Origin of the sequence: Paraburkholderia dilworthii, assembly GCF_000472525.1 — a bacterium.
Lineage (GTDB): Bacteria > Pseudomonadota > Gammaproteobacteria > Burkholderiales > Burkholderiaceae > Paraburkholderia > Paraburkholderia dilworthii.
In genome coordinates, this window is sequence record NZ_AWZT01000016.1 from 40,897 (window position 1) to 60,206 (window position 19,310).

At 62.1% G+C, this 19,310-nt stretch carries 14 protein-coding genes and 1 pseudogene; 4 read left to right on the forward strand and 11 right to left on the reverse strand.

Annotated features, from left to right (window positions below; genetic code table 11):
- The first annotated feature begins 48 nt into the window (after positions 1–48).
- Positions 49–2,694, forward strand: coding sequence for a glucose/quinate/shikimate family membrane-bound PQQ-dependent dehydrogenase (locus F759_RS0115970; RefSeq protein ID WP_027800741.1), 2,646 nt, complete (start codon positions 49–51; stop codon positions 2,692–2,694).
- A gap of 30 nt (positions 2,695–2,724) precedes the next feature.
- Positions 2,725–3,765 carry a porin gene (locus F759_RS0115975; RefSeq protein ID WP_027800742.1) on the forward strand — a complete coding sequence of 347 codons (1,041 nt, stop codon included), beginning with the start codon at positions 2,725–2,727 and terminating at the stop codon, positions 3,763–3,765.
- 223 nt (positions 3,766–3,988) lie between these two features.
- Here F759_RS0115975 and cydB read toward each other — a convergent pair whose 3' ends face one another.
- Entirely contained in the window at positions 3,989–5,005 is a 1,017-nt protein-coding gene (cydB, locus tag F759_RS0115980) for a cytochrome d ubiquinol oxidase subunit II (protein ID WP_027800743.1), read from the reverse strand.
- Positions 4,986–6,437 carry a cytochrome ubiquinol oxidase subunit I gene (locus F759_RS0115985; protein WP_027800744.1) on the reverse strand — a complete coding sequence of 484 codons (1,452 nt, stop codon included), beginning with the start codon at positions 6,435–6,437 and terminating at the stop codon, positions 4,986–4,988. The genes cydB and F759_RS0115985 overlap by 20 nt, the downstream gene beginning before the upstream one ends.
- A 237-nt stretch (positions 6,438–6,674) precedes the next feature.
- Between F759_RS0115985 and F759_RS0115990 the strand changes: the two genes are divergently transcribed.
- Complete coding sequence (locus F759_RS0115990; RefSeq protein ID WP_027800745.1) at positions 6,675–8,981, forward strand: FdhF/YdeP family oxidoreductase; 2,307 nt, start codon at positions 6,675–6,677, stop codon at positions 8,979–8,981.
- 51 nt (positions 8,982–9,032) lie between these two features.
- On the opposite strand, the gene F759_RS0115995 is transcribed toward F759_RS0115990, so the two are convergent.
- The 3 genes and pseudogenes from F759_RS0115995 to F759_RS0116025 form a co-directional block, all read right to left on the reverse strand.
- Entirely contained in the window at positions 9,033–9,620 is a 588-nt protein-coding gene (locus tag F759_RS0115995) for a hemerythrin domain-containing protein (protein ID WP_027800746.1), read from the reverse strand.
- A 148-nt stretch (positions 9,621–9,768) separates the two neighbouring features.
- A pseudogene (locus tag F759_RS37870) lies at positions 9,769–11,399 on the reverse strand (NAD(+) synthase).
- Between the two features lie 93 nt (positions 11,400–11,492).
- Complete coding sequence (locus F759_RS0116025) at positions 11,493–12,026, reverse strand: CinA family protein (RefSeq protein ID WP_036024548.1); 534 nt, start codon at positions 12,024–12,026, stop codon at positions 11,493–11,495.
- A 284-nt stretch (positions 12,027–12,310) separates the two neighbouring features.
- Here F759_RS0116025 and F759_RS0116030 point away from each other — a divergent pair, with 284 nt between their 5' ends.
- Positions 12,311–12,817, forward strand: coding sequence for a GNAT family N-acetyltransferase (locus F759_RS0116030; protein ID WP_063829656.1), 507 nt, complete (start codon positions 12,311–12,313; stop codon positions 12,815–12,817).
- Between the two features lie 33 nt (positions 12,818–12,850).
- Here F759_RS0116030 and F759_RS0116035 read toward each other — a convergent pair whose 3' ends face one another.
- From F759_RS0116035 to coxB, 6 genes are read right to left on the reverse strand one after another with little or no spacing between them, the layout of a single operon-like run.
- Positions 12,851–14,146: a c-type cytochrome gene (locus tag F759_RS0116035; protein ID WP_027800754.1), complete on the reverse strand. Its 1,296-nt coding sequence runs from the start codon at positions 14,144–14,146 to the stop codon at positions 12,851–12,853.
- The gene (locus tag F759_RS0116040; protein ID WP_027800755.1) at positions 14,143–15,111 is read right to left on the reverse strand and encodes a cytochrome c oxidase assembly protein; all 969 of its coding nucleotides are present in this window, start codon (positions 15,109–15,111) and stop codon (positions 14,143–14,145) included. Before F759_RS0116040 ends, F759_RS0116035 begins: the two co-directional genes overlap by 4 nt.
- Positions 15,084–15,416, reverse strand: coding sequence for a hypothetical protein (locus tag F759_RS0116045; RefSeq protein ID WP_027800756.1), 333 nt, complete (start codon positions 15,414–15,416; stop codon positions 15,084–15,086). Before F759_RS0116045 ends, F759_RS0116040 begins: the two co-directional genes overlap by 28 nt.
- 10 nt (positions 15,417–15,426) lie before the next feature.
- The gene (locus F759_RS0116050) at positions 15,427–16,077 is read right to left on the reverse strand and encodes a cytochrome c oxidase subunit 3 (protein WP_027800757.1); all 651 of its coding nucleotides are present in this window, start codon (positions 16,075–16,077) and stop codon (positions 15,427–15,429) included.
- Complete coding sequence (gene ctaD / locus F759_RS0116055; RefSeq protein ID WP_027800758.1) at positions 16,074–18,038, reverse strand: cytochrome c oxidase subunit I; 1,965 nt, start codon at positions 18,036–18,038, stop codon at positions 16,074–16,076. Before ctaD ends, F759_RS0116050 begins: the two co-directional genes overlap by 4 nt.
- Positions 18,035–19,120, reverse strand: coding sequence for a cytochrome c oxidase subunit II (gene coxB, locus F759_RS0116060; RefSeq protein ID WP_027800759.1), 1,086 nt, complete (start codon positions 19,118–19,120; stop codon positions 18,035–18,037). Before coxB ends, ctaD begins: the two co-directional genes overlap by 4 nt.
- Positions 19,121–19,310: the final 190 nt, after the last annotated feature.

A 19,310-nucleotide genomic window follows, 5' to 3' on the forward strand; every position in this document is an offset into this window, starting at 1 on the left:
ACAGTTTTTGCAACTCAATTCGAATCATTGTCTGTAGAGGTGGTGAATATGTCGAAGCCGCATCGGTTTCCTGCCGCGCTCGCGGTCCCCGCTGTCGTATTTATCATTGTCGGTTTAGCACTGGCTGCGGGCGGAGTCCCGCTCGTTACGCTTGGTGGCTCGTGGTATTACGTGGTGACGGGTATCGCAATTGCGCTAACCGGTGTGTTGCTGGGCATTCGCCGCCGTTCGGCCCTGTGGTTGTTCGCGCTGATTCTATTCGGCTCGACGATCTGGGCCGTTGTCGAAGCGCGCTTCGACTTCTGGCAATTGCTACCTCGCCTCTGGGTATGGCTACTACTCGCTTTGTGGCTGCTGCTGCCGCCCGTCACGCGCAAGCTGGTATTCGGGCCGCCGGCCGCGCATCGGGAAGGCATTGTGCCATTGGCTGGCGCGGTGGTCTTGACGGTGTTGCTTGGCGTCCTCACCGCGTTCAATCATCCGTACGATCACCCGGGCACGCTGGCGTCCACCGCTGCTGCTCCCACTACACCGATTGCCGGCGATGCCAACCGGCAGGCGGGCGACTGGACCGACTATGGCGGCTCACCGCTCGGTCAGCGCTATTCGCCGCTTACGCAAATTACACCGGAAAACGCGGGGCAATTGAAAGTGGCCTGGCAATTTGAAACGGGCGACAAGCCGGGCCCCGGCGATCCCACTGAAACCACCGACGAAAACACGCCGATCAAGGTCGGCAACAAACTCTTTCTGTGCACACCGCACAGTATCGTTATCGCACTGGATCCGGCGTCGGGCAAAGAACTCTGGCGATACGATCCGCATATCCAGAGCCCTGTCGGCTTCAAGCATTGGGAGCATATGACTTGCCGCGGGGTGTCTTATCACGACGATGCGATGTATCCGGCAAATGCCGCGGTAGCGGCGGCGGCTTCGGGCTCGCCTTCAAGTGCGAGCGCAAGTGCAAGTGCGGATGCAAGCGCGAGCACAAACGCAGCGTCTGGCGCTGCCGCTTCGAATACGGACGCATCGGCTTCCGCGCCCGCTGCGGACGCCGCATCGGCAAGTACCGAAGCAGCCACTGCCGCTTCGGCAGCGACGGGCGCGACGCAATCCGCATCCGCGCCTGCTGCCGCGAGCGATCTTTCCGCGGCCGTGCAGCAGACAGCTAACGCTGCCGCGAGCGCCGAATGCCCGCGCCGCATTTTCCTGCCGACCGCCGATGCGCGCCTGATAGCGCTCAATGCCGACACCGGTCAGCCGTGCACGCATTTCGGCAATAACGGTCAGATCGATCTGCGCACGAATATCGGGCCGTTCACGCCGGGTGGTTATTACTCGACGTCGCCGCCTGCAGTCACGCGCGACCTGGTCATCATCAGCGGCCACGTCACCGATAACGAGTCGACCAACGAGCCCTCGGGCGTCACGCGTGCGTTCGATGTGCACGACGGTCATCTCGTGTGGAACTGGGACGCAGGCAATCCGGACGCAACGCAACCGATTGCCGGCAATCAAACGTATGTTCGCAATACGCCGAACATGTGGTCGGTGTTCAGCGTCGACGAAAAACTCGGCATGGTCTATCTGCCGCTCGGCAATCAGACGCCCGATCAGTGGGGCGGCATGCGCACGCCTGCTTCGGAAAAGGTAGCGGCAGGCGTCGTCGCGCTCGATCTCGCGACCGGCAAAATGCGCTGGAATTACCAATTCACTCACCACGATCTTTGGGACATGGACGTGGGCGGTCAACCTTCGCTGATCGATTTGCAGACGCCCGGCGGCGTGCAGCCGGCGCTGATCGCGTCGACGAAGCAGGGCAGTATCTACGTGCTAAACCGGGAGACAGGCAAGCCTATCGTGCCGATCACGGAAGAGCCGGTGCCGCAGGGCGCTGGAACCGGCGATCACACATCGCCCACGCAACCGTTCTCCGCACTCAACTTCAAGCCGCCGAAAGTTCGCGAGCGCGACATGTGGGGCACCAATCCGTTCGATCAATTGTGGTGCCGCGTGAAGTTCAAGTCGGTGCGTTACGACGGGATGTTTACTCCGCCGTCGGAACAGGGATCGCTCGTGTTTCCGGGCAATTTCGGGGTATTCGATTGGGGCGGCATTGCGGTCGACCCGGTCCGCCAGATCCTCATTGCGAACCCCAGTTACATGGCTTTCACCTCGAAGCTGATACCACGCTCGCAGATTCCTTCCGATAACGGCGACAAGAAGGGCAGCGAAACGAGCGGCATCAAGCTCGCTCGCGGCACGCCATACGGTTTCGAGTTGAAAGCGTTTCTTTCGCCGCTCGGCATTCCGTGCCAGGCGCCGCCGTGGGGCTATGTGGCGGGCGTCGATCTGCGCACGAACCGCATCGTGTGGGAACATAAGAACGGTACGATTCGCGACAGCGCGCCTTTGCCGATTCCGATGCCCCTCGGTGTGCCGAGTCTGGGCGGTATGATCACGACTGCTGGCGGCGTGGCGTTCCTCTCCGGTACGCTCGACTATTATTTGCGCGCTTACGATGTGCGTACCGGCGACCGCTTGTGGCAGGCCCGCTTGCCGGCAGGCGGGCAGGCTACACCGATGACGTACGCCGACAGCAACGGCAAGCAGTATGTACTCGTCACCGCGGGCGGCCACGGCTCCCTCGGTACGAAGCAAGGCGACTATGTGATCGCGTACACGCTGCCTTGAAAATAACGTTCAAAAGGATTGCGCGAGCGGATGCCAAAAAGAAGATCGTATTCGGGGGTCCGCCGCGCGCTTGCAGCAGGCGTGCTGGCGTCCGCATTGAGTGTGTCCGGTCATGCGCAGGGCACCGTCACGCTTTATGGCGTACTCGACACGAGCATCGAGTTAACCGACCCGGGCAACGGCTGGACGCCGCGTCTCGATTCCGGCGCCTATCGCGGATCGCGGATCGGCCTGCGTGGCGACGAACCGCTTGGCGGCGGCAATCATCTTCTGTTCGAACTGGAAAACGGTTTTAGCAGCGCGGACGGTTCTCTCGCGACAGCGGGCACGCTCTTTAACCGGCAGGCATGGGTGGGAGGGCAAGGCCGCTTTGGCGAGATCCGGATAGGCCGGCAGTACTCGCCGATCTACATTCCATTCAAAGGGCAACTCGATGCATTCGGCGCGGGCACGATTGCATCGGGCCTCAATAACCTGTCGAAAATCACGCCTTATTCGAGCGACGCGATTGCCTGGCTGTCGCCGGAATTGAGCGGCTTCAGCGCGACCTTGATGTACGCATTGCGCGATGCTGCCGACGAAGACGGCAACGGCTTCGCCGGCTATTATGCGACATTCGAGTACCGGCTCGACGGCCTGCGTCTCCTTTACGCAAGACAGCAAACGCACGGCGCGGGCGCGTTGCGTTCCAATCTTGGCGGTGTCTCCTATTCGCTCGGCAACTGGCAGGCATGGCTGTCGTTTTTCAATGGCGACGGCGGCACTCCGGCCTATCACGGCAATGGCATGTCCGCTTCGGTGCGCTATCGCTTCTCGCCTTCCGCGAGCCTATCGCTCGGCTATGCACGCGTGACCGACAAACTAGACGACGGCGCGAGCGCTGAACAGTTCAGTGCATCGTTCGAATACGCGCTTTCAAGAACGCTGCTGATGTATTTGAGCGCCGCGGATCTGTTGAACCGCGGCAACGCGACCTTCACGCTGCGCGGCGTCAATGTCACTGGACTACCTGCGGCCTATCCCGGCGCACCGGTGAAGGGCATGCAAGTTGGTTTGATCGAACGGTTCTAGGCCGCGGGCTTACAAATCGAAAACTGCTCAAATGCCTATGCGGTTGAAAACGTTACGCGTCAGCAAGCAAACATTCCAGCCGCGATGACCCTCACTGCAAGTTCTCCGAACCGCTCAATGCGTGGCTGCGTGTAATACAGCTTTCAATAAGCCTGCCACCACAGCGACCGTTGCAACGCCCAGCATCCAGAGGCCGATAAACCATGCGAATCGTCGCCACATGTCAGTGATATCCCTCGCCGGGACGCATTTTGCCCTTGAAGACGGTGTAGGCGTAGATCGTATAGCCGAGAATCATCGGAACGGTAATCGCGGCGCCTACGAGGAGAAATAGCAGGCTTGCATGCGGCGCGGCGGCATCGCGGAAAGAAATCGCGGGCGGCACGAGATACGGATACAGGCTGATTAGAAGCCCGGCGTAGCAGAGCACGAAAATGCCATAGGCGAAAAGCAAAGGCAGCACGTGACGCCGCGACGATAGACTGCGCCACAAGCCGGCCGCGAGAAGAACCAGCAATACCGGCACCGGTGCGGTCAATGCAATGGCCGGCCAGCGGAACCAGCGCGCTGCGAGCGAGCCTTGCAGCATCGGCGTCCACAGCGTGACCACGATGATCAACGCGAGCACGGCGACTGCGGCAGTACGCGCATAACGCCGGCAACGCTCGTGCAATGCGCCTTCAGTGCGCCAGATCAGCCAGCAGGACCCGAGCAGCGCATAGCCCACGATAACGGCAAGACCGCACAACACGGTGAAGCCGGTGAGCCAGTCCCACCAACCGCCGGAATACGAAACCCCTTCGACATGGATGCCCTGAAGCAGCCCGCCCAGCACGAGGCCCTGACACAAAGCGGCCGTGGCCGACCCCGAGAAGAAAGCGACATCCCACCATGCGCGGCCTGCACCCATCGCACGAAAACGAAATTCGAAGGCCACACCGCGAAACACAAGTGCGAGCAGCATCGCGATGATCGGCGGATAGAGCGCGGGCAGGATAACCGAGTAGGCGAGCGGAAAGACGGCAAACAGTCCGCCGCCGCCGAGCACGAGCCATGTCTCATTGCCGTCCCATACGGGCGCGATCGAATTCACCATCAGGTCGCGATCTTCCCGCTTGCGCTCGAAAGCGAACAGGATGCCCACACCCAGATCGAAGCCGTCGAGCAGCACGTAGGCAAGCACGGCAAACGCGAGAATAGCCGCCCATACGAGCGGCAGATCAATCGTGGTGACTGTCATGGCGATTGTCCCGTGCAGAAGGGTTGCCTGTGGTGCTGGATGCGGGCTGCCGTTGCGCGGGCCCCGGCGTGATGCCCGCGCTGCGATGCGGTATGTTCTTCGCGGGCCCCTCGGTGGCGAGCGATGGCGGTCTCGCCATGAGCCGCAATAGAAACACCATCGCCGCGCCGAATACGATCAGATACACCACGCCGAAAGCCGCAAGCGATGTCGCGACACCGGGCGCGGCGATGGGCGACACGCTGTCGGCCGTGCGCAAATGGCCATACACGGTATAAGGCTGACGGCCCACTTCAGTGACAGTCCAGCCGCATAGCAGCGCGATCAGCCCGGCAGGTCCCATTGCAACCATGAGCCGATGCAGCCAGCGCGCCCGATAAAGCGAATGGCGCGCCCGAAGCGCGAGACTCGCGAAACCGGTCAGCGCCATCAGCACGCCAAGGCCGACCATGATGCGAAAGGCCCAGAAAATTAGCGGTGAAAAGGGCCGGTCCTCACGCGGGAATTCCTTGAGCCCTTTGATCGAGCCATTCCATGTGTGCGTGAGAATCAGCGCGCCGAGGTGCGGAATCTCGACGGCGTAGTCAGTCGTTTCGGTCTTCATGTTTGGCATGCCGAACAATATGAGCGGCTGGCCCGGTTTGGACTCCCAGTCGCCTTCCAGCGCGGCGATCTTCGCGGGTTGATGCTTGAGCGTGTTCACGCCGTGCGCGTCGCCAGCGAAAATCTGGATCGGCGCGACGAGGCACGCCATCCATAGCGCCATCGAAGCCATCAGACGCGCGGGCTCGTTGCTGGAATCGCGCAGCAGGTGCCATGCGCCGACCGCGCCGACAATGAACGCCACGCTCAGATAAGCCGCGAGCACCATATGCACGAGCCGGTAGGGGAACGACGGATTGAAGATGATGCTCAGCCAGTCCGCCGGGAAAAAGCGGCCGTTGACCAGCGTGAATCCTTGCGGCGTTTGCATCCATGAATTGACGGCCAGAATCCAGAAGGCGCTCATCAACGTACCGACAGCAACGAGCGCCGTCGCCAGAAAATGTAGCTTGGGGCCGACCCGCTTCATGCCAAACAGCATCACGCCGAGAAAACCGGATTCCAGAAAAAATGCGGTGAGTACTTCGTAGCCCATCAACGGGCCGACGATGGGACCGGCGCGATAGGCGAAGCCCGCCCAGTTGGTGCCGAACTCGTACGACATGACGAGGCCCGACACGACGCCTACGCCGAAGACCACGGCGAAGATCGTCAGCCAGTAGCGAAATACCGCCAGGTAGACGGGTTTGCCGGTGACAAGCCATGCGCCTTCAAGAACCGCGAGATAGCTGGCGAGCCCGATCGACATTGCCGGGAAAATGATGTGAAAGGCGATCGTGAAACCGAATTGCGTCCGGGCGAGAAAGAGAGCGTCGACCGAGGGTGGCATCGGGATACCTCGAGTAATGGACGGAACCGCATATTGCGCTGCAAGCGCGTGTAAAGGGTAGCAAATGCATGGCCCGGCCGCCCCGGTCGACAGACAGTTCATGCGTTGCGCAACGACGCGTAACCCGGCGCAGTCCGGCGTAACCGGCGTGACCCTATTGTCAGGAGCATGCGCTCTTTCGGTTGACAGGTACACCCTTTGCTGCGCGCCTGTATGGACGTTAGCGCGGAGACGGCAATGAAAGAGAAGGACACGACACGAGATTATCCCTATGCATCCGGCGGCTGGGGCTCGCTCAGGGCAGTCACGACGATTCTGACGCAGGAACACGTCGGCGCGAAAAACAGCGCGGTGCTTGCCAAGCAGAATAAACCGGACGGCTTCATGTGCGTGAGCTGTTCATGGGCCAAGCCGGCGGACCCGCACATGTTCGAGTTTTGTGAAAGCGGGGCGAAGGCTACGGCGTGGGATCTCACGTCGAAGCGAATGACGCCCGAGTTCTTTCAACTCCACACCGTGACCGAACTCCTGTCGTGGCACGATCACGATCTGGAGGAGGCCGGGCGGCTCACCGCGCCTTTGCGCTACGATCCCGCCACCGACAAATACGTGCAGGTGGAGTGGCAACAGGCATTCGACGAAATCGGCCGCGAACTCAACAAGCTCGATCCAGACAGCGTGGTGTTCTATGCGTCGGGCCGCGCATCGCTCGAAGCTTCATACATGTACCAGCTGTTCGCGCGCATGTACGGTACGAACAACCTGCCCGACAGTTCGAACATGTGCCACGAGAGCACCAGCGTCGGGCTGAAGGAAGCGATCGGCGTGGGCGTCGGCACCATTACGCTCGACGACTTCGAGAAGACAGACCTCATGTTCTTCTTCGGCCAGAATGTCGGCACGAATAGCCCGCGCATGCTTCACCAGTTGCAGGACGCGCGCAACCGCGGCGTGCCGATCATTACCTTCAATCCGCTTCGCGAGCCGGGGCTCGTACGCTTTGCGAATCCCCAATCGCCGGTGCAGATGCTGACGCCCGATAACACCCGAATCAGCACCCAATATCATCAGGTCAAGACAGGCGGCGATACCGCTGCGATGCTCGGCATCTGCAAGGCGGTGATTGCCGCGGACGATGTCGCCGTTGAGCAGGGCGGGCCGCGTGTCGTCGATGCGGATTTCATCCGCGATCACACGACCGGTTATGAGGCATTCGCGAACTATGCACGCGAGGCATCGTGGGCTGGGATTGAAAAGGTCAGCGGCTTGACCCGCGAGGCGATAGAGGCCGCAGCCAACGAGTACATGAAGGCGAATGCCGTGATGATCCATTACGGCATGGGACTGACGCAGCACAGGCTGGGCGTGCAAAACGTTCGCATGGTGTGCAACCTGCTGTTTCTGCGCGGCAACATCGGCAAACCGGGCGCCGGACCATCTCCTGTACGCGGTCATTCCAACGTGCAAGGGCAGCGCACGGTCGGCATCACGGAGAAACCCGAATTGGCGCCGCTCGACAAGCTGGCCAGTCAGTTCTCATTCGAACCGCCGCGCAAGAAGGGACTCAATACAGTCGAGGCGTTCGAGGCGATGGTGAAGGGCGAGGTGAAGGGCGTATTCAATCTTGGCGGCAATCTCGTGCGTTCCGTGCCGGACCGCTTGCGCACGGAACCGGCGTGGCGCAGTCTGCGGTTGAACGTGAACGTCGCAACGAAGCTCAATCGCAGTCATCTTGTGCACGGCGAGATCTCGTACGTACTGCCGTGCCTGAGCCGCATTGAAATCGACCGGCAGGCGAGCGGCGACCAGGCGGTATCGATGGAAGACAGCACCGCCTGCATGCACGGCTCGCATGGCATGGCCGAACCCGCCAGCGAGAACATCCGCTCCGAGCCCTACATTATTGCGGGCATCGCGAAAGCGACGCTAGGCGATCGCTTCAACGTGAATTGGGATGCGTGGCGAGACGATTACTCGGTGGTGCGCGACGAAATTGAGAAGACTTACCCCAAGATATTCCACGATTTCAATCGGCGCATGTGGACGCCGGGCGGGTTCCCCAAGCCTTTGCCCGCACGCGAGCGGCAATGGGAAACGAAGAGCGGCAAGGCGGAATTTCTCGTGCCCAAAGCACTCGGCGAAGATCCTGACATGCCCGAGCGCGAAACAGACGCGCTGCGACTAATGACCCTACGCTCGGACAGCCAGTTCAATACGACGATTTACGGTCTCGACGACCGCTTTCGCGGCGTAAAAGGCAACCGCATGGTTGTGCTGATGAATAAGGACGATATGGCCGCGAGTGGTCTTTCTGAAGGCGACAGGATCGGCTTGCAGACTATTTCCGACGACGGCTTCGACCGACGCATAAGCGGCCTCACCGTGAAGGCCTACGACATTCCTCGTGGCTGTATTGCCGGCTACTACCCGGAATGCAATCCACTACTTCCGCTCTGGCATTACGCCGAAGAGAGCAAGGTGCCCGGCGCGAAATCTATTCCGGTGCGAATCGTCGACAAGCCAGGCGTCCGGTCTGCCGCGTGACAGTCTGCCGGGCCAGTTGCCCGGCAAACCCACGGTTCTTTTCAGTCGCGGTCAATCCGCGTAGCGCGTTCTGCGCGCTTTCGGCAGGCAATGCGTCGCGCCGATCACGAGCAAGGACCCGAGCAGGAAAGTGGCGATCGGGAATGTGCCTGCCGTGTTGACCGCGATTTCGCGCGGACGCTCGCCGAGAAGCTGAAGTCTGCGGCGCGTCATTCTCGCGCCGAGCGAACGGAGTTCGTTTTTCAATGCGCGCTCTGCCGTGGGCAGCAGCACCGTCTCCTCGTCGGCGACATGATGCATGACCTCGCGCATCAATTGCTGAAACAGGCCGTCGTAGGCTGCATCTTCGGGTCCGGTGGCGCGCAGCTTCGCAATAGTCGCGCGCATTTCATCGTGTTCCGGGCGGCTTTTTTCGAGCGTCTGATCCTGGTTGAGTACGCCCGCCAGTGCGGGATAGAAGATTTCTTCCTCCAGTTGGGCGTGAATTTCGAGCGCAGCACAGACGGAATTGATGATCGCGCGCTTGCGCCACCACGGACTGTCGGCGTGATAACGATGGAATGCGGCGAGCACATGCATATGATCGAGGCGGATCATCGCGGTGATGGTAGGGGACATCGACGAACTGGTATCGGGCATGGCGTTTCTCCAGAATGACGCGGCGCCGCGCGTCGGTTTGTGGGGATTATCGGCACGCGCAGTCGACACGCGCAATGCACGTACGAACTGGCATGCGGGCGCTCGCGGATGCGCGACATACCGCATTTCGCATACCTGCACTGCCGCGCTAGCCAGGAATTTTTTCGATGTCTTGTAGCCAGACGGTTGCCTCGCTATCGTTCGGTGCACGCCAGTCGCCGCGTGGCGATAGCGAGCCTCCCGATCCAACCTTCGGCGCATTCGGTATGCACGAGCGCTTGAACTGGCTGGTGCGGAAAAAACGCTCGGCGAAGATCGCCAGATTCGCCTGTGCCGATCACGATCGCCTGGTGGAAGTTGGCGAGCCTGAAAAGGTGGCTGGTGCGCTCGCCCGTCTGGACGTTTTCGAACGTGACGTCGTATTGTTTTTCACCGGAGGCGAACGGATGGTGCAAATCTTGGAGCATTTTCATGCAGCCAGGACTTATGTCGATTTCCTCCATCGAGCAGCCGATGGCTTGCATCAGATCCTTCGCCTGTTGGAGCGTGCGGCTGCTCGTCGCAAAACCCGGCATCGTATAGCCGAGGATGTTCGAGCGCGGCAGCTTCAGCCTGTCCACGGCCTTCGCGCAGACAAGCAGCGCCTAGGTGGAATCGAGTCCGCCCGAAACACCAATCACAACTTTTGAAATTCTGGCGGCGCCGAGTCTTTGCAGCAGTCCCTGCATCTGAATGTTGTAGACCTCGGCGCAGCGTTCATCGCGCGTCGCGGGATTGGACGGCACATAGGGAAAACGGTTGATCGCGCGCATAAGCGGCAGGTACTCCGCGTCGGGCAGCGACGCGGGCACACTGACCACCTGGAATTTGTCGACCTCGTTCGCGTGGCGGCGCGTGGACTGGCCGAAAGTGGTCTGCCGCATCCGTTCGCGCGACAGCCGCTCGAGGTCGACGTCGCCGTAAATCACGTGAGAGGTGTCGAGAAAGCGCTCGGATTCCGCAAGCAGTTCGCCGTTTTCATAGATCAGCGCCTAGCCGTCCCATGCAACGTCGGTCGTGGATTCGCCGCGGCCCGCCGACGAATACAGATATGCGGACTGGCGTCGCGCGGATTGCTGCCCAGCCAGTTGATGCCGGTAACCCGACTTGCCGATCACGATGTTGGACGCAGGCAGATTGACCAGCACCGTTGCTCCGCCAAGCGCCGCGAACGATGAAGGCGGCACAGGAACCCATACGTCCTCGCAGATTTCAACGTGAAAGCGAAAGAGCGGCGCTTGTGGAACATCGAATAGCAATGACGCGCTGAAGGGCGTCTGCTGTCTGCATAACGTCACTTGCGTAGGCGATGCGTTCTCCGCCGCGCTCAATTGCCGGGCTTCGTAGCACTCCCCGTAGTTCGGCAAATAGCTTTTTGGCACCACCGCGCACAGCTTGCCGTTCGAAATGGCCAATGCGCAATTGAACAGCTTATGTTCGATCTTCAGCGGCGCACCGATCACGAGTACCGCAGGGATATTCGTGGACGCCGCAACGATGTCGCCGATTGCCGCCTCGCACGCGTCGAGTAGCGCGCTGATGGAAGAGGTCGTTGCATGTATAGGCCGATATGCCGAGTTCCGGAAACACTACCAGCAGCGCGCCTTTTTGCGCGGCTTCCCGGGCGAGCTGCAGCGTCTCTTTTGCGTTGAATTGCGGATCGGCCACGCGGCACACCGGAACCGCAACCGCCACGCGCGCGAAATCGTGACTGTACAGATTGAAAAATGATCGCGTCATGATGTGCAGCGCCTTGTAAAAGCCGGCTGGATGCGAACGGCTGGCCACTCCTGTGTGGGTTGGACGTCGCCCGATGCAGCGTTCGAAACCCGCTTAGCTCGAATGCGACGAGTCGCGCCTCGCGTTCCTCACGTTCGGCAATTGATTGAAGTAATGCTCGACGCGCGAGAGCGCGTAAAGCGCCGCGTTTTGCCTGATGGTGGTACGGTCGCCGTCGAATACACGTGTTTCGCTAAACATGTATTCGCCGTCGCGACGCTTGTAGCGCCATGCGAAGCATTGCGTGCCCGCTGGCAGATCCGTGCCTCTCGGTGGAGGGCCTGCGAGCCCGGTATTTGCAACAGCGATATGCGCCGAGCACGCTTCGAGTGCGAGTACGCCGGTGGCCATCTCACGGGCGACTGCTTCGCTCGTCAAGCCGTGTTCTTCGATTGTCTGCGCCTGCACATTGAGAACACCGCATTTGCCCGATGGCGAATACACGACGAGGCCCACGTCGAGGCATGCGCCGCTGCCCGGCACGTCGGCGATCAGCGATGCGATGAGGCCGCCGGTGCACGATTCGGCGGTGGCGATCACGAGACCGCGCGACGAAAGAAATCCAACCACGCTGCGGGGAATGTTCATTTTCCGTCCTCGTTTATCGGAGCTCATTGAGCTAAGGTAGCCAGTCAGTTATCAACGAGCAAGTGCGATACCCGTCGCGCGGCAGCCCGAATCGAGCGGCACGTCGATTGCTCGACACCGTGGTCCCTCACCGGGACGCCATGGTTGTTTGTTCGGTTTGGCTCGCCAGACGGCGAGCCATTTTTTTGCGTGCGACCTCGCCGCCATTCGCGCACTGCGTCGCCAATCGGTACAGCGCTTGCTGTTTGTGCTTCGTATGCGACAGCAAAGGAGGCGCGCCCATAATGTTTCCGACAATCGTTATCAATCGCGAGGACCCGTCCTCGACTGACTCGCAGACGCTGCTCGACGAACTGAGCGCCACGCTTGCCATGTTCACCGGCGACAGCGGACAGAGCCGCTTTTCCATTCACGACGTCGCACTCGAACGCTCGCGGTTTCTGGTCGCAAGGAGCGGCTCGGCAACGCCGCTTGGTTGCGGCGCGTTTCGTCCGCTAGGCGAGCATATCGCCGAGATCAAGCGTCTGTACGCACGCCCCGGCGCCGACGGCGTGGGCGGTGCAATCCTCGCGCAGCTCGAAAAAGAAGCGGGAGAATTAGGCTACCAGGCGTTATGGCTCGGCACGCACGCGAATAATCGCCGCGCCATCGAGTTCTATGACAAGCATGGTTTCCATCGCATCGCCCCGTATGGACCGTATGTCGGCAAGACGGACTCGTGCTGTTTCGAAAAGCGCCTCGATCAACAGGCGCCCGACAATCAGCGCAAGGCGACCGTGCGCGGAGCGTAATGCGATTGCATCGCGAGGTGCGCGACAGCCGCGCTATTTATGCAATTTTTCGCGCAGCGACTGAATGTCGTTCGCGGTCACAGGCCGCGCGTCGTTGCCCCAAGACGTGCGAATCCATGAAAGCACGGACGCCATTTGCGCATTGGTGAGCGTTTGGGCGAAGCCGGGCATGGCCTGGCGCGGTGGTCCGCCGATAGTTGCGGGGCTGTTGCCGCCTTCCACTATCAGGCGAATCAGCGAGGTGGTGTCTTCCGTGAGCACCGACGGATTGCCCGCGAGCCGCGGAAACACCTTCGGCACGCCCGCGCCGTCCACACCGTGACATTGCGCGCAGAACGAGATATAGACTCGCGCCCCCACCGATTGCGGCGCATCGATGCGATTGCCGTTGCGCGCCGGCAAGTCGGGCTGCGCGTGGGGGGCGTAGCGCCCGGACGGCTTCTGCGCAGGCAGCGATTTCAGATAGTGCGCCATCGCGAGCGCGTCTTCGCCGGTCAGGTACTGCGTGCTGTCTTCCACCTGCTCGACCATTGAACCGAATGCCGCGAGACCCGCACCGTGTCCCGTCTTCAAAAACGCAGCAAGATCTTTTTCGCCGATGCGCCCCAGTCCCGAGCCGGGGTCTCCAGTGAGATTCGGCGCGAACCAGTTGTCATTGACTCCACCCGTCAAGTAGGTTGGCGACGATTCGTCGTAGCCGCGTTCCTGAAACCCCGGCCCACGCGGCGTGTGACACGCGCCGCAATGGCCCGGGCCCTGGACGAGGAACGCGCCGCGATTCCATTGCGCGTCGCGGCCAGGCTTCGGCTGATACGCTTCTTTCGGTGCGAACGCGAGTTGCCAGAAATACAGCACCCAGCGCTGGTTGAACGGGAATGGCACCTTGGTGGGCGGAGCGGGTTCGGGCACCGGCTTTACTGCATGCATGAAATACGCGTAAAGCGCCCGCATGTCGTCATCGGACATTTTGGAAAACGACGCGTACGGCATCGCCGGATAGAGCCGCTTATTGCCCGGCGACACGCCTTCGCGCACAGACCGCGTGAAATCCTCGTAACTGTATGCGCCGATGCCATACCGGCGATCCGGCGTGATGTTGCTGCTCACGATCGTGCCGAACGGCGATGTCAGTCCGAGACCGCCCCCATACGCTTGTCCGCCAACCGCGGTGTGGCATCCCGCGCAATCCGACGCTTTCGCGAGATATTCTCCGCGCGCGACAAGCGCCGCGTCCACCGCGCCGGAGGGCTGGGCGTTGACGCGCGGCGCCGGCAACAAGCCAAGGATCGCCGCACCGGCCAGCGCTATGAGCGTAAAGCGCCTAGTCATGAACTACTGTCCCGGTGCGCGGCCAGCGTGGCCGGCATGAGCGTCGCGGGCGCGCGATGCATCAGCCAGCGCGCGCCCGTCAACAGCGCGGCGATCAGATAGGCGAGGCCGCCCGGCACCCACATCACGAGACCACCGAGTTGTTGATCCTGCAACGGATCGAAGCCGAGCGCCGACGTCGGCTCGATATACGCCGGATACCAGAGACCGGGCGCGAGCGTCAGCAATGCGCCGAGCGCGCCGGTGTGAACCATCGTCGTAAACAGCGATAACATCGCGTAGCCGCTTTGATTGCGCCGCGCGCCTTCGCCGAACACGACCCACCAGAACAGCAGCGCACTCAGCAGAAAACTCGCGTGCTGGAATGTATGAATGCCGTCCGACGCGAGCGCCGCTTCGAAGAACCGCGGCATATGCCACACCCACAGCGCGGCCGCGTGCAGCAGCCACGCGGCGGCCGGCGCGCACAGCGCGCGCCACAGGCCGTGCAGCACCGGCGTGCGGACTGCCGCCGCTATCGCATGCCGGGCGGCCGGAGGGAAGGCCCACAACCACACCGCGAGCGGCCGGCCGAGCACGAGCAGCGGAGCGGCGACGATCATCATCAATTCGTGTTGAACCATGTGCGCGGAAAATAGCGCTGCACTGAGTGCATCGAGCGGCGAATCGAGCGCGGCCACGAGCGCAAGCCATCCGGCTACGAACGCGCACAGTTGACGCACGCGAATGCCGCGCCCGCGTCTGCTGCGCGCGCACAGGCGCCGGTAGCCGGCTGCGTAAAGGCCGAGACTGATGATCAGCAACACGACGACCCACGGTTCGAATGTCCAGCGCAGCACCGGCGGCGCGCTTCGTTCGGCAGCGCTGAGCACGTGCGCTTCTACGGTGAGGGGAATGCACGCCGCCCCAAGCGCGAGTACGCAGCGCGTTAGTGTGTTCATTGCACGCAGGGAGAAATGAGCCATTGCGGTATCCACATTGCGACGAGTGCGAGCGTCGAAATCATGCCGACCCACGTGGCCGCGCATGCAAGCATGGCGGGCCGCGCGGGTAGTGCGGTCGCGTTCGCGGGGGCGATCATGCTGGCCTCGCGCCAGCGGTGCCACGCCAGCAGCGTGGCGATAATCGAGAACAGCAGCCCAGTGCCGGTCACACTGCCCAGAGGCAGGATCGTTCGCCACGCACACGAGGGCGTGACGAGTGCATAGTCGGCGCTCAACGCGGCCAGTACCGCCGAGGGCGCACCGAGGAGCGCGAGCCAGGTTCGCATGGCAAACCTCTCACAATCGGGGAGCGAGATAGATCACCGCATAGATCGGCAACCAGCTGAGTACCACGAAGTACCAGTAGAGCGCGTTCTCGCTCACGTCGACGAAACGTTTTCCTTCGAAGGGACCGGTGAACAGCAGCACGGTCAGCACCGCGGTGTCCACGGTGTCGGTAATGAGGTGCGTGGTGTGCAAGCCGAGCAGCAGCCACACGACGGAACCGTATGCGTTGGTGTACCAGCTCACATTCAGTGCCGCGAATTCGAACCCGCGCACGACGAGAAATGCCGCGGCGAACAGCAGGGCAACGCAGAGCCACAGGCGCGAGCGGGCGCGCTGCTGACGCTCGGCGGCGCGCTTGGCAAGCTGGTTCGGCCACATGCTCGCGAGCAGAATCGCGGTGTTCGCGGTGCCCCACAGTAGTTGAGGCGGCGCAGCATTGAGCGGCCAGTTCGCGGTGAGACCGCGCAGATAGAAGTACGCCATTGCGGCGATGGCGAATACGGTGCCCTCGATCAGCATCAGGCACACGGTGCTCCACCACATCAGGCTGCGATGTCCGAAGCCGAAGCTCGGCAGATGGCGCACGTCGAGCATCAATGCAGGCGTGGTGCCCGCGTCGTTCGACATCGCATTTGCAGGCACTTTGCGCAATTCCGTCATGGCCGTTGCTCCAGTTGGAGCGCGCGCCGGTTCTGCCCGCGATTGGGCCAGAACCAGCCGATCAACGCGATGGTGACGGGCACCGAGCCCCACACCACGGCCCACGGCGAAAAGATCGAGCCGATGAACAGCACCGTGGTCGCCACCGCGCTGATAAACGGCCAGATGGAAGGCGACGGGAACAGCAGACGCAGATCCGGGAGCGCATCGAGCGCGGTGGTCGACAGTACTTCGCGCGATTCGGCTGCAAGGCCGCTGACGTATGCGGGCTGGAGGGCAGGCTGCGCGGACGCCTCCCACAGCGGGTCGCGTCCGTGAACCACGGGCAGCGCGTCGAAGTTGTGTGGCGGCGGCGGGCTCGTGGTGCTCCACTCGAGCGTGCCCGCGCCCCACGGGTCTGCACCCGCCACTTCGCCATGCCGGTAGCTGCGCAGCGCATTGACAATGAACATCAGCACGCTCACGCCGATCGTTATCGCGCCTGTCGTGGCAGCCAGGTTCATACCGTCCCAGCCCATGCCGTGCGGATAGGTCCATACACGCCGCGGCATGCCGTGCAGACCAAGCACGTGCATCGGAAAGAACGTGACGTTAAAGCCGATAAAAAACAGCCAGAATTGCAGACGTCCCAGCGTTTCGTTCATCAGGCGGCCAGTCGCTTTCGGATACCAGTAGTAGAACGCGCCGAATAGCGGAAATACTGCGCCGCCGAGCAACACGTAATGCAGATGCGCGACCACGAAGTATGTGTCGTGTACTTGCAAATCGAGGGAAACCGAACCGAGCATCACACCCGTCATGCCGCCCAGCACGAGAATGAAGAAAAAGCCGAGCGCGAACCACAACGGCGTTTTCAGGTTGAGGCGGCCGGTCCACAGCGTAGCGATCCAGCAGAAAACCTGCACGCCGGACGGGATCGCGATCATCAGACTGGCGGCGGTAAAGAAGCTCTTGCCGAGCGCCGGGATGCTCGTCGCGAACATGTGATGCACCCATAGGCCAAAGGCGAGAAAGGCGGTCGTGATCAGCGCGAGCACCATCACCGGATAGCCGAAAATCGGGCGGCGCGCGAAAGTGGGGATGATCGACGAAAGAAAGCCGAGCGGCGGAATGAAGATCAGATACACCTCGGGATGGCCGAAGAACCAGAAGAGGTGCTGCCACAACAGCACGTCGCCGCCGCGCGCCGCGTTGTAGAAATGCGTGCCCACGAGACGGTCGAGAATCAGCGCCGTGCTGCCGAGCATTACCGCCGGCATCGCGAACAGCACCATGAATTGCGTGATCAGCGTGGCCCACACGAATAGCGGCATGCGGTTGAGCGACATGCCGGGCGCGCGCATCTTGAAGATGGTCGTGATGAGGACCACCGCTTCGAGCAGCGCGGAAAGTTCGGTGAAGGTGATCATCTGCGCCCAGATGTCGACGCCTTTGCCCGTCGAATAATCTGGCCCGGCGAGCGGCACATAGCTGAACCAGCCTGCATCCGGACCCGCGCCGAGCAGGAAGGCCACATACAGCGTCGCGCCGCCGAACAGGAAGACCCAGTAGGCGTACGCATTCATCCGTGGAAAGGCGACGCTGCGCGCGCCGATCATCAGTGGTACGAGCCATGTGGCGACGGCCTGCATGATCGGCACCGCGAACAGGAACATCATCGTCGTGCCGTGAATCGTGAAGAGCTGGTTGTACAGTTCAGGACCGACGAGGCGATTGCCGGGCCGCGCAAGTTGCAGGCGCATGGCAAGCGCGAGCAGGCCGCCCAGCAGAAAGAAGACGAACGTGGTGATCACGAAGCGCCGTGCCACGGTCTTGTGATTTACCGCCGATAGCCGGCCGAGCCATCCGGCCGGATCGCTCCAGGTGCGCGCAAGCGCATCGGCAATCTCCTGCCCGGCCGCGGGACCGTCCACCAGATGCGGTGCGCGTGGCGGCCTCGATGTGGAATGACGTTCGCTCACTGGAGAGTCCCGATCCATGCAACGAGGGCATTGATGTCCTGCGCCGACAACTGGCTTGCGGGCATCGTGGTGCCGGGCTTCATGCTGCCGGGCGCCTTGATCCACGATTCCAGGTTGGCGGGCGTGTTTTCGAATGTTCCGGCGGCGAGCATCGGGCGGCTCATTACGTGCGTGAGATCGGGGCCGAGTACGCCCTGCGCCGACGTGCCGCGCACTGTGTGGCAACCGGCGCAGTTGCCGGTCGTGAAGAGGCGCTCGCCTTGCGCCTGTAGCGTGTTGACCGGCTGCGGCGCGGGCGCGCGTTGTCGCGCGACCCATGCGTCGTATTGGGCGGGCGGCTCGGCGACCACCGTGAATGCCATCAGCGCGTGTTCGAGGCCGCAGAACTCGGCGCACTGTCCGCGATAGGTCCCTGCGCGGTCGGCGCGAAATTCGATCGTCGATTCACGGCCGGGAATCATGTCCTTCTTGCCGTGCAGATTCGGCACCCAGAACGTGTGGATCACGTCGTCCGCCTTCAGCGAGATGACGACGGGCCGCCCAACCGGCACGTGCAGCTCGTTCGCGACGGCGAATCCGCCGCCGGGCGTGTCGTCTGCGTAACGCGCTTCCCACCACCACTGGTGCCCGGTCATCTCCAGATGAACCGCGTCGGCGACGGGCAGGCGCGACAGCGCGCGATCGGTCACGATGTCGGCGAGCAGCAACCCGAATAGCAACACGACCGACGCAATCGACGCCCCGCTCACCACACGGCGCACGCGTTTCTCGGGGCGTTCGAGCGAGTCGAGATCGGGGCGCGCATCGCGGCTCGAACGCGGCGCACGCGCCACCGCCAGCAGCAGCGCGATCAGCACGGTCGCGAACACGAGCGCGCAGACCGTCAGCGTCAAATTCCACAGTGAGAAGATGTGCGCGGCCTGCACGCCTGCCGGACTGAGGGCATCATGGGCAGGGGCGGCCTTCGCTTCCGAGGTCAGAGCGCTGCAAAGTGCGGCGCCAAGCCCGGGGAGAGCCCCGCCACGCGGCAGCATTGCTGCTGGGCTTGCCAGCCGGCTTCGAGGTGCTGGGCCTGTTTGCATGCTTCGATGAGAGGGTCGGTGGGGCGTTTGCGAGTGGGTAGCAATCGCTGTACCTTGCCGTCCCCGGAGTGGCGCTGCTTTCAGAGCCTTACAGGCGGCCGTGGCGGCTTATGGAAACACCGCTTCATATCGCAGGCGTTCGCTAATAAAATGGCGCAATGCGCATAGAGCCGCAAAGGACCGGCTTGCT

Bases quoted from the DNA above. Each gene is read 5' to 3' on its own strand.
- F759_RS0115970 (WP_027800741.1), top strand. From the start codon at position 49: ATGTCGAAGCCGCATCGGTTTCCTGCCGCGCTCGCGGTCCCCGCTGTC.
- F759_RS0116050 (WP_027800757.1), bottom strand. From the start codon at position 16,077: ATGACGGAATTGCGCAAAGTGCCTGCAAATGCGATGTCGAACGACGCG.
- F759_RS0116030 (WP_063829656.1), top strand. From the start codon at position 12,311: ATGTTTCCGACAATCGTTATCAATCGCGAGGACCCGTCCTCGACTGAC.
- F759_RS0116025 (WP_036024548.1), bottom strand. From the start codon at position 12,026: ATGAACATTCCCCGCAGCGTGGTTGGATTTCTTTCGTCGCGCGGTCTC.
- F759_RS0115975 (WP_027800742.1), top strand. From the start codon at position 2,725: ATGCCAAAAAGAAGATCGTATTCGGGGGTCCGCCGCGCGCTTGCAGCA.
- F759_RS0116035 (WP_027800754.1), bottom strand. From the start codon at position 14,146: ATGACTAGGCGCTTTACGCTCATAGCGCTGGCCGGTGCGGCGATCCTT.
- F759_RS0115990 (WP_027800745.1), top strand. From the start codon at position 6,675: ATGAAAGAGAAGGACACGACACGAGATTATCCCTATGCATCCGGCGGC.
- F759_RS0116045 (WP_027800756.1), bottom strand. From the start codon at position 15,416: ATGCGAACCTGGCTCGCGCTCCTCGGTGCGCCCTCGGCGGTACTGGCC.
- F759_RS0115995 (WP_027800746.1), bottom strand. From the start codon at position 9,620: ATGCCCGATACCAGTTCGTCGATGTCCCCTACCATCACCGCGATGATC.
- coxB (WP_027800759.1), bottom strand. From the start codon at position 19,120: ATGCAAACAGGCCCAGCACCTCGAAGCCGGCTGGCAAGCCCAGCAGCA.
- F759_RS0115985 (WP_027800744.1), bottom strand. From the start codon at position 6,437: ATGCCACCCTCGGTCGACGCTCTCTTTCTCGCCCGGACGCAATTCGGT.
- cydB (WP_027800743.1), bottom strand. From the start codon at position 5,005: ATGACAGTCACCACGATTGATCTGCCGCTCGTATGGGCGGCTATTCTC.
- F759_RS0116040 (WP_027800755.1), bottom strand. From the start codon at position 15,111: ATGGCTCATTTCTCCCTGCGTGCAATGAACACACTAACGCGCTGCGTA.